14 protein-coding genes are annotated in these 16,088 nt (G+C 45.6%); 12 read left to right on the top strand and 2 right to left on the bottom strand.

Going from position 1 to position 16,088, the window contains the following annotated elements:
* Window positions 1-153 precede the first annotated feature (153 nt).
* Window positions 154-579: a CHRD domain-containing protein gene (locus tag ACXHJ2_RS11740; protein ID WP_013370986.1), complete on the bottom strand. Its 426-nt coding sequence runs from the start codon at window positions 577-579 to the stop codon at window positions 154-156.
* Window positions 580-910: 331 nt separating this feature from the next.
* On the opposite strand from ACXHJ2_RS11740, the gene ACXHJ2_RS11735 reads away from it, so the two are divergent.
* A complete protein-coding gene (locus ACXHJ2_RS11735; RefSeq protein WP_165084308.1) occupies window positions 911-2,071 on the top strand; it encodes a rhamnogalacturonan acetylesterase in 1,161 nt (386 codons plus the stop codon).
* Window positions 2,072-2,187: 116 nt separating this feature from the next.
* On the top strand, window positions 2,188-2,511 hold the full coding sequence (locus ACXHJ2_RS11730) for an MGMT family protein (protein ID WP_013370988.1): 324 nt from the start codon (window positions 2,188-2,190) through the stop codon (window positions 2,509-2,511).
* Between the two features lie 143 nt (window positions 2,512-2,654).
* Here the strand turns inward: ACXHJ2_RS11730 and ACXHJ2_RS11725 are convergent, their stop codons facing one another.
* Window positions 2,655-2,843 carry a hypothetical protein gene (locus ACXHJ2_RS11725; RefSeq protein ID WP_013370989.1) on the bottom strand — a complete coding sequence of 63 codons (189 nt, stop codon included), beginning with the start codon at window positions 2,841-2,843 and terminating at the stop codon, window positions 2,655-2,657.
* Between the two features lie 320 nt (window positions 2,844-3,163).
* On the opposite strand from ACXHJ2_RS11725, the gene ACXHJ2_RS11720 reads away from it, so the two are divergent.
* The 10 genes from ACXHJ2_RS11720 (at window position 3,164) to ACXHJ2_RS11675 (ending at window position 16,045) form a co-directional block, all read left to right on the top strand.
* The gene (locus ACXHJ2_RS11720) at window positions 3,164-4,330 is read left to right on the top strand and encodes a TolC family protein (RefSeq protein WP_165084306.1); all 1,167 of its coding nucleotides are present in this window, start codon (window positions 3,164-3,166) and stop codon (window positions 4,328-4,330) included.
* Window positions 4,331-4,343: 13 nt separating this feature from the next.
* Window positions 4,344-5,804 (top strand): efflux RND transporter periplasmic adaptor subunit, encoded by a 1,461-nt coding sequence (locus ACXHJ2_RS11715; RefSeq protein ID WP_165084305.1) that lies wholly within the window; start codon window positions 4,344-4,346, stop codon window positions 5,802-5,804.
* Window positions 5,805-5,810: 6 nt separating this feature from the next.
* The gene (locus ACXHJ2_RS11710) at window positions 5,811-6,530 is read left to right on the top strand and encodes an ABC transporter ATP-binding protein (protein WP_013370992.1); all 720 of its coding nucleotides are present in this window, start codon (window positions 5,811-5,813) and stop codon (window positions 6,528-6,530) included.
* The gene (locus tag ACXHJ2_RS11705) at window positions 6,527-7,738 is read left to right on the top strand and encodes an ABC transporter permease (protein ID WP_013370993.1); all 1,212 of its coding nucleotides are present in this window, start codon (window positions 6,527-6,529) and stop codon (window positions 7,736-7,738) included. The genes ACXHJ2_RS11710 and ACXHJ2_RS11705 overlap by 4 nt, the downstream gene beginning before the upstream one ends.
* A gap of 156 nt (window positions 7,739-7,894) precedes the next feature.
* Window positions 7,895-8,590: a helix-turn-helix transcriptional regulator gene (locus tag ACXHJ2_RS11700; RefSeq protein ID WP_052452861.1), complete on the top strand. Its 696-nt coding sequence runs from the start codon at window positions 7,895-7,897 to the stop codon at window positions 8,588-8,590.
* A 13-nt stretch (window positions 8,591-8,603) separates the two neighbouring features.
* Window positions 8,604-9,407 carry a pyruvate, water dikinase regulatory protein gene (locus ACXHJ2_RS11695; RefSeq protein WP_064962314.1) on the top strand — a complete coding sequence of 268 codons (804 nt, stop codon included), beginning with the start codon at window positions 8,604-8,606 and terminating at the stop codon, window positions 9,405-9,407.
* A 144-nt stretch (window positions 9,408-9,551) separates the two neighbouring features.
* Window positions 9,552-10,529 carry a class II fructose-bisphosphatase gene (gene glpX, locus ACXHJ2_RS11690; protein WP_014599716.1) on the top strand — a complete coding sequence of 326 codons (978 nt, stop codon included), beginning with the start codon at window positions 9,552-9,554 and terminating at the stop codon, window positions 10,527-10,529.
* A gap of 806 nt (window positions 10,530-11,335) precedes the next feature.
* A complete protein-coding gene (locus tag ACXHJ2_RS11685) occupies window positions 11,336-12,160 on the top strand; it encodes a thioesterase II family protein (RefSeq protein WP_165084304.1) in 825 nt (274 codons plus the stop codon).
* A gap of 215 nt (window positions 12,161-12,375) precedes the next feature.
* Entirely contained in the window at window positions 12,376-14,205 is a 1,830-nt protein-coding gene (locus ACXHJ2_RS11680) for an ABC transporter ATP-binding protein (RefSeq protein WP_165084302.1), read from the top strand.
* Window positions 14,180-16,045 (top strand): ABC transporter ATP-binding protein, encoded by a 1,866-nt coding sequence (locus tag ACXHJ2_RS11675; RefSeq protein WP_064962318.1) that lies wholly within the window; start codon window positions 14,180-14,182, stop codon window positions 16,043-16,045. The genes ACXHJ2_RS11680 and ACXHJ2_RS11675 overlap by 26 nt, the downstream gene beginning before the upstream one ends.
* Window positions 16,046-16,088: the final 43 nt, after the last annotated feature.

Raw genomic sequence — 16,088 nt, 5'->3', positions numbered from 1 at the left:
TTCTATTAAAAGATAAAGTTCTTAACAATCTGAAAGGGAGTGGCTTAAGAATCGCTTATGAACTTCTTAACTTTTGTTAAGAATTAAGAAAAAGAACTTCCATAGGCTCAAAATGAGCAGCATGGAAGTTCTTTTAGTACTCATGTCCATTCGTTATTTGCAACGTTTGATAGGTGCGCGTCTGATTTGTCCACGAATGGCACCGTTCGGATGACGGATCGTGTGGACATTGACGTAGGCGTTGCCCTCTCTAATTTGGCATACCAAATCATTAATGGTTCTGCCTCTGAGCGGACCAGTAAGATCAAATGCACGCAGCACGCCGGTAACGACGCCTCTTCTTACGGTAATCCCAAACTTCGAAGGGCCAAACAGGGTAGCGACAACAGGTCCGTTTTGACCTCTTCGTCCCAGATGAATGTGCGCTTCCGTTACTCGTGAAATATTGCGGACCGTCAGTTCAAAGCTTAATTGCTGGCTCGCTGGACGGTAACGAAATTCCGCAGTTCCTGTCGCATTTGTTCTGACAGGAGGCACTTCATTAGCCCCCCTCAACGTGGCTCTAAACTTATTAGACATTACGTCCCTCCTTTCCCAGTGTTGGTTTAGTGTATTCACAGAACCAGAGAAAGGGCTGTACATTTGCCTATTCATCAGAAGTTGTGTGTTTACGGGTTCTGCTCAAAGGAACTATATCTCTTCAAATTCCACTTGATTTAGTTGGGCTACAATTACTATTGTAAGAGGTACGCAGATAACGGATCCTGTTGTTTATTCGGCTACGTCAACTTTTTATTTGCATAAGAATTACATAGGTACAACCGTGCAACCATTGGTAGAATTTTATGTATGCGCTTACATTGAAAATTCTTTGCTTCTTACAATTAAAAATCTGGAGGAGGAATGAAGAATGAAGTGGAAAAAAGGATTGACTGGTATGCTTTTAGCAGCTTTTTTATGTGGTGCGCCAGGGGTGGGTATAGCTACTCCGGCACATGCATCCAATGGCGAGTACAAGTTTGATTTTGGCGGAGGTATGGTCGAAACGGGTTATACCGGAGTGAGCGCTTCGCTGTCCTATGACTCAGCACGTGGCTATGGCTTTCGTACCCCTGAGAATATGCGTAATGTCAGTGCATCGGGGACTGGGGTGACAAGTGATGCGGTACAATTCCTGACTACAGGTACGAAAAGCAAGAATACTTTTGACGTCGATCTTCCTCCAGGTTTATATGAGGTGTCGGTTACTTTAGGTAATACTTCCCGTTCGAGTGTTGCGGCCGAAGGGGTGTATCAGGTCATAAATATGACGGGGAATGGGGCCAAGGATCGCTTTCAAATTCCAGTGACAGACGGACAGTTAAATCTACTGATTACTGAAGGCAAAGAGGGCGCGGTCTTCACACTTAGTGCACTGGAAATCAAGCAGTTGTCTAGCAATCCAGCTACGAATCGCACGATTTATATCGGCGGGGATTCTACGGTATGTAACTATTATCCGCTAGATAGCAGCGTGCAGGCAGGATGGGGTCAACTGCTGCCAGAGTTTGTAAACACGAATACTTTTCAAATTCGCAATATGGCGTCAGGGGGCCAAATTGCTAGAGGCTTCCATCAGGACGGTCAGTTGGAGGCTATCGTTCAATATATCAAGCCAGGGGATTATTTTATTCTCCAATTAGGCATTAATGACACCAATCCAAAGCATAACGAAAGCGAAGCGGAGTTTAAGGATTGGATGCGAGATATGATCCGGCAGGTGAAGGCTAAGGGGGCGACGGTAATTCTGTCAACACCGCAAGGACGAGCCACTGACTTTAATGCTAACAATGTACACAACGCAGAAAACAGATGGTATAGAAACGCTATTTTGGCGCTGGCTCAAGAGGAACAAACGCCTTTAGTCGATCTGAATGTGCTCAGTTCAGCTTATTTCACTTCTATTGGCAAAGAAGCTACGCTGGCTTTGTATATGAACGGTGATACACTACATCCAAATTTTGCAGGAGCAAGGGAACTGGCGCGATTAGTAGCACACGATTTAAAAAGACAGGGTCTGAGTGGTTTCTAAATTTCAATGCTGGTTTTACCTCTGTTTCTTACATTTGTAGGAACAGGGGTTTTTGGCTTATGTTCAGGGTGCTATAATAATGGAAAAAAGCAATAGTAATTCGGAGGAATTAGAACATGCAGCCTTTCACTGCCCGTGTGCTTCAAATTATATTGCTGATCCCTGAGGGAAAAGTAATGACTTACGGTCAAATTGCGGCAGAGGCCGGAAGCCCAAGAGGTGCTAGACAGGTGGTGCGAATTTTGCATACACTGAGCCAAAAACATCGACTTCCATGGCATAGAGTAGTCAACCGCTTGGGAGAGATTGCTTTGCAGGAGGATGAGTCCGCCTCCCTGCAGCGCCTGTACTTGGAAGAGGAGGGCATACAGTTTAATGCAAACGGACGTATCCCGTTGGATCAATATCTTTATCATCCGCAGACGGAGACGGAAGAATAGGCGAGGAACACTAGTCTAAATCCTCGCCAAAAAGAGACGGGACAAATCATAGTTTTGATTTGTCTCGTCTCTTTTTAAACTGGCGTATCATGTAGATTAATGAAGAATGGCGTTCATATATAGCACTAGATTTCCCAGTAAGCTTATCCAATCAGATGCTGCTGGTCACGCTGGGCAAGGTGAAAAGAAATACTGTTCATCAGCGGTATATCATTATTTTTTCGGGCTTCCCGAATGAGTTGTTTCTTTTTTTGTTCTGATTCGCGTAAAAAGCGAGTCATCCACAAATCAGACGGTTCGTTAGTAGTTGTCATGCGAGATTCTTTTATCATCTATTAACCCTCCTAGTGAGCGGCTGTTATTCTTTCTCTATTATATGTTCCAAACCTTAATAGATGCTGTTGGTTTCCTTAAAATTAGCTGAAATTTAGGTAAAGTTCAGGTAAAAACAGCTTAAATCTATGTATAGTGGGAAGTAAAGTAGCTTACAACGAGTTATCTGGCAGTAAAGGTTACAAAAATGTATTGTTTTGACACCTTGTACCAACATAAACCTGAAAGTACAATTAGAATGCGAGGAATTCGTGGAAATTTATGTCGAAAAGAATGGAAAAGATTCGAAGGATGCACTTGAAAGGGGAGAAACTCATTTATGAAGCCAAAAGCGGCTGCCGTGCTGCTTGTACTGTCTTTTTCAACAGGCTTGGTCACCACTGTCCAGGCTGACAGTTCATCAGGAAGCATTACAGCAAATGTGTCAGTTAATTCATCATCTGCTGCGGCTACGCCGAAGACATCATCTGTCACGGGACAGACTCTACCTCCATTAACGCTCAAGCAGGCAGTAGAATGGGCACAGACGAACAGCTACAATACGCGTTCTGCCGAGCGGGATGTAGAGCGGCGCAGACTTGAATTAAAAAATGCAGAAAAGGAGCTGGGCAATTCACCTGTCGATTATATAGACGATGCGTATGTGGATAATGAAACGTCCTGGAGGAATTACAGTTCCTCAACGCTATCTTATCTAGCCAGCAAAAAGCAGGCGCAATACGCTAAAGACCAGATTTATTTTAATGTAATGAAAAGCTACCAAAGTGTGTTTGTAGCAGAGAATCAGGTGAAAAATGATCTGGAGGCGCTTGAAATCGCCCAAGCGGAGGAAAAGATTGCACTTGCCAAATTTGCGCGTGGCAAGCTGTCTGAATATGCGAAAAACGAGAGTACACAAGCCAGAGCCCAGGCGCAACAAGCGGTCGAGCAGGGAAAAATTGCGTTGCAAAAATCCAGAGATGCTCTGAATTTTCTCATGGGACAGCCTAACGGAACAGCCTATGAAATGGTGGATCGACCCGTGTACAAGGAACCAAAGAAGCTGGATATCGAATTACATATACAACAGCTGACAGACATGAATCCGAATTTATGGAAGCTGGAGGACAGCATCAAATCTTCGGAACTTAATGTGAGATATTTTGATTTTAATAACGGTGCAGGTGCTTACGATCTAGCTAAAATGGATGTTGATACAGCTAAAGAGGAGCTCGCCAAAGGTCAAAAGGATTTTGCTGAATCACTCCGCAATTTGTATGCCACGGTTAAGGAAAATCAAAAGAAATACGTACAATTGGAAGAAAGCTTGCGTACAGCAAAAGAGGCCTTGGAGTTATCACACAAAAAGTGGACCAGAGGTCTAATTATCGAGATGGAATTGAAAAATAACCAGTTGAAAGTGAACCAGATTGAACGGCAAATGGAAGAGCTGGCGATCGAGTTGGATCAAAATGAGTATACGTTGAACAAGCCATGGAGCACATAGGGAGGAAAAAGCGTTGGCAGAAACGGTTTTAAATGATGCTTTAATCAAGCTACGGAGAAAACGGAGAAAAAAATGGATCTGGACTGCGATTGTTTTGCTGGTTGTAGGCGGAGGCGGAGCAGCAGTATATCTGAATATGCCCAAAGAGCAGGCAGCACCTATAGTACAGGAAGAGACGTTTAAAGTAGAGCGCGGCGATGTGAGCGAGAAGCTGGACACGTCCGGCACCGTGCAAGCATCCAAGGAAGTGAAACTGAACTTTACGAGTGCAGGCGATAACAAGCTGGCTGCGGTGAACGTGAAAGCCGGGGACAAGGTCAAAAAAGGGCAAGTGCTGGCGCTTCTGGACAGTTCAGAAATTAAAATGCAAATTCAAAGTGCGTCTGATTCTTTAGAGATATCCAAAGCCAAGTTGGCTGAATTGGAGAAGGGTCCGAAAGCGGAAGATATTGAAATTCAGAAAACAAATGTACTTCGGGCCAAAATGGCTGTCGATACAGCGCAGGAATCATTTGAGTTGGAAGAGGCCGAAAGTCAGAAGAAAGCTTCCCAAAAGCAGTTGGAGCAAGCGCGGAAGGCATATGAAGACCAAAAGTTTTTACATGATGCCGGGGCTGTATCCAATAGTGAATTGGAGCAGGCAGAGCAAGCATTGGATAAAGCACAAACGGACTATGATAATCTAGATTTACAGTTCCGCAAGATTATATCGCAAAAACGTCGTTCCATTTCAGAGGCTGAAATCGGCTACCGTGCCGCATTGGCTGAGCTTCGCAAGACTCAGGTTCCGGCTGATGCATCGAGTATTCAGTCCTCACGGATAGAGGTGCGAAGACTGGCGACTGAGCTAGAGCAGAAAAAAAATGAACTGAACAAGCTTCAGGTCACGGCACCGTGGGACGGAGTGATCTTGAAGGTAAACGGGGATGTGGGAACCAGTCCGACGGCTCCATTTATTGTCATGAATAACTCGGATTCTAACGATCTTAAGGTAGTTGTGAAGGTAAGTCAGAACGACATTGTCAAGGTCAAAAAGGGGCTTTCGGCTGTGTTGACGACCAATGCATATCCGGGTGAATCGTTTCCAGGCAAGGTGCAATTTGTCTCACCGGAAGCCTCTACGGATGAAGGGATGACGACGTATCTGATGGAGCTGTCTGTTCATGACCCGAAAGGTAAGCTTAAAACAGGCATGATTATGAATGTGGCCGTTATTTTGGGAGTCCACAAAAATGTACTGTTCGTTCCTGCGACTGCCCTGAGATCCGAAGGAGGACAGGATGGCGTGTATGTTTCCGCTAATAACGCTGCGAATCCGGGGACACGTACATTCAAGCCCGTAGAACTCGGATTTTACACGCCAGACCGAGTAGAGCTTAAGTCCGGTGTTAAGGAGGGTGACACGATTATTGTGCCTGCCCCTGAACCTCCGCCAGATCCTTCCGCAATGGGCGGCATGCAGGGAGGCTTTTAAACGGGCATGAGATATGTTATTCAGATTGAGGGTTTGAAAAAAGTGTACCATGTCGGAGATCAGGAAATTCATGCTCTGCGTGAGGTTCAACTTGATATTGCTGACGGTGATTTTGTTGCGATTATGGGACCGTCTGGATCAGGCAAGTCCACGATGATGAATGTTATCGGCTGTCTGGATTTACCTACGTCAGGACAATTTTATTTGGACGGATATTCAATCTTAGATGCCCGCGAGGATGAACTGGCTATTATACGTAATCAGAAAATCGGATTTGTATTTCAGAAATTCCATTTACTTCCACGATCCACAGCTCTGGAAAACGTGGAACTGCCTATGATCTATGCGGGGGTTTCTGCCAAGGAGCGTCGTTTGCGGGCTATGGATGCCCTCACAAGCGTAGGTCTAGGCGATCGGATGAACAACAGGCCAAATGAATTGTCAGGCGGTCAGCAGCAACGGGTATCCATTGCGCGGGCACTTGTGAACAATCCGGTTATTCTCTTAGCGGATGAACCGACAGGAGCTTTGGACTCCAAAACAAGTGTGGAAATCATGGGGATTTTTCAGCGTCTGAACGATCAGGGGAAAACGGTTGTACTGGTTACTCATGATCAAGAGGTTGCGGAATACGCCAAGCGTCTGATTCATTTTCGAGATGGGCGGATTGAAAAGGATCAGCCTGTTGAGGAACGAAGAATGGCGGCAGAGGAAGTGAAGGCATGAAGTTTCAGGAAATTATTCGTGTGTCGCTCAATAGTTTGCGAACCAATATGCTGCGATCCTTGCTGACCATGGTGGGTATTATTATCGGAGTAGCCGCTGTGATTGCGATTGTAGCCATCGGTAAAGGATCAACCGCTACAATTACATCGCAGATCAATAGTATGGGAAATAATCTGCTGATGATCTATCCTTATGCTCCATATGATGGGTCAAGTTCCATGTCGTTCAATCAGACGAAAGGAATATCTTTGGAGGATATTGAGGCACTAGAGCAGCAAAAAGCAGTAGCCGAGGTGGCGCCAAGTGCGATGACCAATGCAGATATTACATGGAGTCGCAATAAGGTCAGCGGGCAAATCGAGGGGACCTCGCTGGGATTTGTTCATGTGAGAAAGTTATCGCTCGCTCAGGGCAGATCGTTTACCCACTATGAAGTGGATAAACGATTGAATGTGGCTGTATTGGGGAGTGATGCGGCCCGTAATATTTTTGGCCCGGATGCTTCCAAAGCGGTAGGTGAGATCATTATGATCAAACAACTGCCCTTTAAGGTGGTTGGTGTGCTGGCTAATTCCAATTCAAATATGAATAATAGCGGACAGCAGGTATATGTGCCAATCACAACGGGGATGGAACGACTAGGTAATATGAGCATTCAGCAGGTGAATGCCTCTGCAACAACGGAGGACAAGATTGATCAGGCAAGTGCTCAAATTCGGCAGGTGCTGCGTGTCAGACATGAGCTAAAGCCATCAGAGGGCGATGATTTTCAAATTATGACCCAGACGGAAATCCTAAAAACAGTGTCCGGGGTTGACCGGGTTATGAATATGCTACTGATCGGCGTGGCTGCAATTGCGCTCGGCGTTGGTGGTGTTGGCATTATGAATATTATGCTGGTGTCTGTCACGGAGCGTACGAGGGAGATTGGAATTCGCAAAGCGATTGGTGCGCAACGCAGTGATATTATGCTGCAGTTTGTGGCTGAGGCTGTTTTTCTCAGTCTAATGGGTGGACTGGTCGGCGTTATGGTGGGTCTTGGGGGTGCAAAGCTGCTTGAGAAATTCGTCCAAATGCCGATTGTGTATTCGATAGAGCCAGTACTGTACTCTTTTCTGTGCTGCATGGGAGTCGGAGTGCTGTTCGGAGTATATCCGGCGCGCAAAGCCTCGAAGCTGCGTCCGATTGATGCTTTAAGATACGAATAGGAAAGCGGGTGCTTTGCCTTACTCGAAAGAGGGGGGATAAAGCGCCCGTTTTTTGTATGGAATAAGTGTTTTAAATGATAAAAAAACATGAATAACCACTTTAATTTTATATATGTGATGTTTTATATGCTTTTTTAGGTTGATTTATTATTATATATGACGTATTATATTCAATATCAGATCGCAAGCAAAAAAGGAGGGGCGTTCATCATCGACCTTACGGCAAGACAAGTAGAAATTTTAAACATCGTACAAAAGCATGCCCCGATTACGGGTGACCAGATTGCGGAAATGCTTAATCTCAGTAAGGCGACCATTCGGACCGACCTATCCAAATTGGGCATTTTGAATTACATAGATGCTAAGCCCAAGGTCGGTTATTTTGTTGGAAAGCGGGGTACACCGAACCGGGAGGAAAAATTCCGGCTTTTGCAAATGAAGGTCGGTGATCTTCACGGGGTTCCAGTCATCGTACGTGAAACAACCACAATTCAGGAAGCTGTCGTAGCTCTGTTTTTGGAAAATGTGAGCAATTTGATCGTCACCGATGAAGATGGAGATTTGGCAGGGGTGGCTTCCCGCAAGGATTTACTCAAAGTGACGTTAGGCAATCCCAATGCAGCAACCATTCCTGTCAGTCTTGTGATGACCCGACAGGCGAATGTGGTCACTGTTTCCCCAGAGGATACCGTACTAGAGGCAGCACGCAAAATTATTGCCCGTCAAATCGACAGTCTGCCTGTCGTCGTCCCTTCGGATTCTGACAAACCAGGAGAGCACTGGAAAGTCGTGGGACGTATTACAAAGACAAATATTATTAAAATGTTGCTCGATATGGTAGCAGAGGATTAATGGGAGGAATCGAATGGTTCAGGCGAGCAGTCATTTTATAGCGATCTGTTCAGACTCGATTGGTGAGACGGCAGAAGCTGTCGTACAGGCGACCATGCGCCAATTTGAGTTACCAGACACAGAGATCAAAAGATTTATGAATGTGAGGGATGAAGACGAGCTGAGTCGGGTAATGGAGGAAGTTGCCGAGCGTAAAGGCTTTGTAGCTTATACGCTGGTACAGCCGGAATTGAGAGAGGCGATGAAAGAGGAGGCTGTTCGGCTGAATGTGCGGGCTGTCGATATTATGGGACCGATGATGCAGGCGTTTGCCGATACGTTTCATAACGATCCCAAAGAGAAGCCTGGTCTATTGCACCGACTGGACGACAACTATTTTCGGCGTGTAGAGGCACTGGATTTTGCGGTTCAATACGATGATGGCAAAGATGTGAGCGCTATTCTCAAAGCAGATATAGTATTGCTTGGGGTGTCTCGTATTTCCAAAACTCCTTTATCCATGTTTCTCGCACATAAAGGTTATAAAACAGTCAACATACCGGTTGTACCGGAGCTGACACCACCTGTTCAGTTGAAGGATGTTCAGCGTGGCCGAGTGTTCGGATTGACGATCCAGCCGGAGCTATTGTTGAAAATACGCAGTGAACGACTGAAGGTAATGGGGCTTCCGAATAATGTGCAGTATGCTACAGCGACGAGGGTAGAAGAGGAAATCGCGTATGCGCAGTCTTTGTTTAAAGAACTGAATTGTCCGATCATTGATGTTACAGATAAAGCAATTGAAGAGACAGCAGGCTTGATTGTCAGAATGCTATAAAGCGAAGCAACTTAGAAGCAGCGTTTATAAAAAAATATGAATAACGGGATACAGGAGTGTAAATATAAAATGGCAGCAAAGCTGCCGTGAAATATTATTTGCCTGTGGGTAACAATTATTTTTAGGAGAGGTGGAGGGATAGGTATGGAGAGTCAAATGGCATTGGAATTCGTTCGGGTAACAGAGGCAGCGGCACTGCAATCGGCACAATGGACAGGGCGTGGAGATAAGAATAGCGCGGACGAGGCGGCAACAGTAGCCATTCGTACTCATTTTAATGCGGTATCCATGGACGGCACGGTCGTGATTGGTGAAGGCGAAATGGATGAGGCTCCCATGCTGTATATTGGAGAGAGAGTAGGCAATCGCAGAGGGCCGGCCATGGATATTGCTGTTGATCCTCTCGAAGGGACGGAAACGGTGGCGAACGGTTTGAATAACGCACTGTCGGTCATTGCTGCTGCACCTCGTGGTAGTCTACTACACGCTCCGGATATGTACATGCAAAAATTAGCTGTTGGTCCGGCATTGGCTGGAAAGCTGTCACTAGAAGACACGATTCCGACTACATTGTCAAAAGCAGCGCGCATACTGGGGAAATCCTTGTCCGATCTTACGGTGTCGATTCTGGATCGTTCACGGCATGCCGGGATTATCCAGCTTCTGCGGGAAAGCGGCGTTCGGATCAAGCTGCTTGGTCATGGGGATGTGATGGGCGCAATTGAAACCTGCCTGGATAGCGGTGTAGATTTGCATATCGGCTCTGGCGGTGCTCCTGAGGGTGTATTGGCCGCGGCCGCGCTGAAATGCATGGGCGGAGAAATACAAGGCCGTCTGCTTCCTCATGGAGAAGAAGAGATTGCACGTTGCAAACGCATGGGTATTACTGATCCAGGGGCGTTGCTGTCGATGGAGGACATGGTCGGACGCCAAGGCGTGATGTTTGTCGCTACAGGCGTTACGCCTGGTGAGTGGTTGCAGGGGGTTCGTTCTCTGCCTGGTCACAGAGCTGAAACCCATTCAGTTGTAATGCATTCAGATACAAAAACGATTCGTTTCGTGCGAAGTATTCATCATACAGCTGATTCTTCCGGTACACTTGCAGCCGCGGCATCCTCTTGAAATTTGAAGTCAAGACTTCCTTCACTGGTGAATTCAATCATAATAAACTTATAAAACAGCAAGTCTCTGACTAAAGGGAGACTTGCTGTTACTGTTTTTTTGGGGATAAAAGAGTAAAAGCAAGGATATAAATTTCTAAAAAACAGGCATTTTTGAAGTGAAATTGAAACGTTTCTATTAGGGCTTGAAAAGAAAAAACATAGCTTTGGAAGAGAAAAAATCAATTCGAACTAATTTTTTTAGACGAAGAGTCAAAAAAAATTATGCATTATATAGTTCTTTGGAACTATATAAAAACCCTGTTTATTAAAAATTTAAAGAGTTATTAATTTGGGTTTGTGTGTGGTTGTTTTAAATTAGTTCCATTATATAGGAGGTTGAAGGGAGATGCGGAAAAAGTCGGAATTTGTCGGATGATATCAGGTTGAATTTGTTACATTTATGTTAAAGGCATGTAAAGATAAAATTGTTATAGGATAAGGGCTTTAGGCGTAATTGTAAATCATAATGATTTTAGTTTTACAATGTTCGTGAAAATGTGAAATTATGTTTTAAGCCAAATTTGCAGATCGTGATGGGCAGATAATGAGCGAAAAAGTAAAATTGTTGCTTTTGTAGTTTGGAAACAAATAGCATAATATGGATTTTGGTTTATTTTTATGAAGTCTAGTAATTTAGCACTTTTGTCCCATGTCAAGCCGTTTTAAAGTTTGTATATTTAAAAAAGCTAGAAAGTGTTGGAAGAAAAAAAGATATATAAGGATTTAATGTAAAATTATGACTTAATAGAGGGTGGAGGAATTCATATGACGACTCGATCACAATCTTGGTTCGCGAAAACAGAGATCCAACCGACTGCGAAACTCCGATTATTTTGCTTCCCCTACGCCGGCGGCGGTGCTTACATATTTAACTCTTGGAAGTCCAGGCTCGCACCTGATATTACTGTGTTGCCAATACAACTCCCAGGACGTGAGGCCCGCTCCATTGAAGCTCCAATGGAAACCCTTCAAGACATCGTTCAATCGTTGGTTCCCGCTATGGCTCCATACATGCATAAGCCGTTTGCCTTTTTTGGACATAGCATGGGGGCACTGATTGCATTTGAAACAGCACGGCAGTTGTACAGCAAAACAGGAAAACTACCTGTGCATATCATCGTATCTGGCAAATCCGCCCCTCATATTCCATACTCCAAAAAACGACTCCATGATTTAGCAGATGATTCTTTCACCGAAGAGCTCCGTTTGATGCAGGGCACCCCCGAAGAGGTGCTGCAAAATGCAGAATTGATGCAAATTATTATGCCTCGTCTGCGTGCAGATTTTAAGGTATGTGAAACTTATGTTTATCAGCCGGGAAATCCACTGGCATGCCCGATGACGGTTCTAGGGGGAACGAAGGATTTTGAGGTTAGCACAGACTCACTACGTGCCTGGCAGCAGCATACGATGTCACCTATGGATGTCCGGATGTTCGAAGGCAATCACTTTTTCATCCATGAACAAGAGCAAGAGGTTATGAGTGCAGTCGAGGACATTCTTTCCGCATCCTCGCCGATGGCCCACACTGCGGCAGCTCATACTGCTTGCAATACAAGCACTCCACAACCACGATTCAGGCAGAGTTGACTGTCCCACACATCACGATGCACTTCGCTATCACCATCTCAGCAATAACCGATAAAACAACCCACCATGATGCATTTCCCAACATAGATTAAAATCCAACTTTACTGTACAGGCACTCATTCATTTCAGACACAGAGTTTACTTCAACGACGTCCATCGCCAATCTAAATAGTTCGCACTGCATAAAGTGTGGGCAATGAAAAAGAGGGATGCCCTTGTTTCGAGCAAATTCTGCTTTTCGGAGACTTACACGTTATATAAAACCGTATAACCTTTGGGTTTTTATAACCGTAATTTCTTCTTTGTGTTTGGCAGCTATTGACATTATTTTGGGTAAGGCCATAGAGCAAATGGCACAGGGCACATTCTCCTCCACCCAGAACATGATCTATCTAGTTGTTGGTATGACGGTCATTGGAATGCCTTGTAAGTTTGTGATGAGGTACGCTTCAGCACGATTTAGTGTTAGTGCACTGCGTGACTTGAGAGGTGATCTCGTACATAAGTTTTATGATTTACCTGTTTCTAGCGTGGAGAGGAAGTTCACCGGAGATCTGGTATCCCGTCTAACAAACAATACGGCGCTATTGCAGAACTTTTTTATCCAGCAATTTGCTAATCTGTTTTATTTGCCACTTGTGTTTACAGCATCATTAACGTTGCTTTTACTGACAAGCTGGAAACTGGTTTTGGCAAGTCTTGCGCTTATGCCTGTAGGAATGATTATCACCTCACTGATGAGCAAGCCAATTGAAAAATATTCCAAGGAGCTTCAGGAGAAAATTGCTCATTTGAATGCGGTGGGACAGGATGCAATTGGAGGACTTCCTATCGTCAAGGCATTCAATATGCAGGCTGTGCTGTTGAAGAAGTATTTGGTGATTACGGAGGAGGTCATCCGGCGTGGGCTGCGGCTGGAAAAACGCTATGCGTTCATCACCCCAGTAGGTGTGATGATGCTGGCAACACCAATTATTTTGGTCATAGTGTGCGGGGGATATCTGATTCAACAAGGTGAGCTGAATGCTGGAGGCATTGTCCTTTTTTTATATCTGATTTCGTTCATCTTGCAGCCTGTCGCCATGCTGCCGACAATCATTTCACAAATGAAGGAAGCAGAGGGAGCTGCGAAGCATTTGTTTGAGGTGCTGGATTGGCCGGATGAACGGCAAGACGGGAAAATCACTACAATAAGCCAAAATCTCAAGGAAGACGATGCAGAAAGCAAGGGCGACATTGCTGTAGTCAGCTTTGAGCATTTGACCTTTGGCTACAACGAAGGGAACACGGTGCTGAAGGATATTAGCTTTCAGGTAGGACAAGGTGAAACGGTAGCGATTGTTGGGGCCAGCGGTGGCGGTAAAAGCACAATTTTCAAGCTGCTATGCGGATTTAATGAACCTGGAGAACATGCTGGAACCGTTCAATTATTTGGCAAGAATTTGACAGATTGGAACCTAACAAGCCTACGTAGCCATATCTCGATGGTATCTCAGGAACCGTCGCTTTTTCCGGCCACCATTGCAGAAAATATCGGATATGGCCGTCTGGAGGCGACTCGGAAAGAAATTGTCGAGGCGGCGAAAGCGGCACATGCGCATGACTTTATTGTTCAGCTACCAGAGGGATATGAAACTCTGTTGAGCGAGCGGGGAGGCGGATTGTCCGGCGGACAAAAGCAGCGTATTTCTATAGCAAGAGCATTGCTGAAAAATGCTCCGCTGCTTTTACTGGACGAGCCGACTTCAGCACTTGATAGCCAGTCGGAGGCTCAGGTACAGATTGCAATGAATGCAGCCATGCAAGACCGGACGGTACTGGTCATAGCTCATCGACTGTCAACTGTACGCCAGGCGAACCGCATTATCGTACTTGATCAGGGGAGCATTGTGGAATCAGGTACACATGAGGAATTACTAGGCCGTGATGGTGTGTACCGAAAGCTATATTTGCAAAATTTTGAAGGACAGCAAACGGAGGAAGACGGGTATTCACTGCCTGAGGAAAGGAGTGAGCGTCGTGACCTTCAAGCAGGGGTTTTATGAATTTAAGCAATTGATGTCCCTGATGAAGCCGCATCGAAAATGGTATTTTACGGGGTTGGTTGGCAACAGTCTAACCAATGCCAGCATCACAATTTTGCTTTCTTTTGTGGTGCATAATCTGCTGAATTTTGCGGTTAATGGCGATGTACAGGAGCTATATCGAGCGGTCTATCTGGTCAGCGGGACATTTTTGGCATTAAGTCTTATTTCCCCTGTGTGCAGCTATATGTATAAACGCTGTGTCAAGCTTGCGATTGCCGATGTACGAATGAAGCTATTCGGCCATGTTGTCAAGCTATCGTATGAAAAAGCCGAAAAACATCATTCGGGTAATCTTGTATCCCGCATGACGAACGATGTGCAAGCGCTGGAGCAGGCTTATACCGTTCATATTCGCTCGATTATACTGGAAACTTCGCTTTTCTTAGGCTCATTAGTCATTCTGATGGTGCTGGATTGGCGATTTGGGGCTATGGCGGTTTTACTTGGTTTGGCTTCAGCCTGGATAAATGCTCATTTCGCGAAGAAAATGCGACACACGAGCGAAGAATTACAGGGACGGATGAGCAGATTTACAGAACGATTGAGTGATTTGCTTTCCGGATTACAGACGGTGAAGTTGTTTGGGCTCAGGGCAAAGGTAGGCGGACTTTGCAACGATGCAAGCGAAGACATAAATCGCATTAGTATCCGACAGGGACGTCATATGGGCTTGCAGGATATGTGCAATTTTGTCATTGAATTTATTACATTGGGCGGTGTGCTTGTTGCCGGATTGATCCTGGTTTCGCAGAAGCAAATGGAACTTGGAGTTTTGGGACAGATTGTGCAGCTGCAAACGGGTATTTCAACGGTGTTTTTGGAACTGGGGGCGGCTGTATCCCTGTTACAAAACTCTTTGGCAGGCTTGGCGCGTATCCGCGAAATCTTGAATGAGTCGAAGGAAGAGGAACAGTTCCCTGCGGCGAAGCAGAAGGGATCAGTAACCGGGCTTATCGATCTGGAGGTATCAGCTTCATCCGCCCGTGAACCTAAGGAATCTTATGGCGGTGTCGAGACTGTGGGTTCAGACCTCGCCATTGAACAGACTGCGGCTGCGCTGGAACTGCATAACATTACCTTTGGCTATCAGCCAGACCGTCCAACGCTGCGAGGATTGAACTTGGTCGTGCCAGAAGGGCAGGTAACCGCGATTGTCGGTCCGAGTGGGGGTGGCAAAAGCACAGTGATGAAGCTGTTACTGGGATTTTACCCACCGGATGAAGGAGTGCTGCGAGTTCGCGGCCGCTTGGCAGAAGAATTTCGGTTGGATGAGGTTAGGGAATTGATGGCCTATGTGCCACAGGAGGCTACACTGTTCCATGGTACAGTAGCGGATAATATCCGTTTTGGCTCACCGGATGCCACCGATGAGGAAGTAAAGGTTGCGGCCAAAACAGCCTATGCCAGCGGCTTCATAGCTGAGCTTCCGGAGGGTTATGACACGATTGTCGGTGAACGCGGAGCCAATTTGTCCGGCGGACAAAGACAGCGGATTGCGATTGCCCGTGCTCTGCTCAAAAATGCACCGATTTTGCTGCTGGATGAAGCGACCTCAGCCCTGGATGCAGAGTCGGAATACGAAGTTCAGCAGGGCTTAGATGAGCTGATGAAGGATCGCACCACATTAGTTATTGCCCATCGATTGTCTACGATTGAACGGGCGGATACGATCTGTGTCCTTGCCGATGGCGAGCTCAAAGAACAGGGAACTCATGACCAGCTCCTTGCTGAGGGAGGTCATTATGCGGAGCTGTACGAGCTTCAGTTTCGAAAGCATCCCGAGGAACAAACCGCATAAATATGCGAATTTTCTTTTTACCAAATATCTATTTTGCGAGGAG

The sequence above is a fragment of the Paenibacillus sp. ALE3 genome, assembly GCF_054113405.1.
This window is presented reverse-complemented; position numbering and strand designations above follow the sequence as displayed.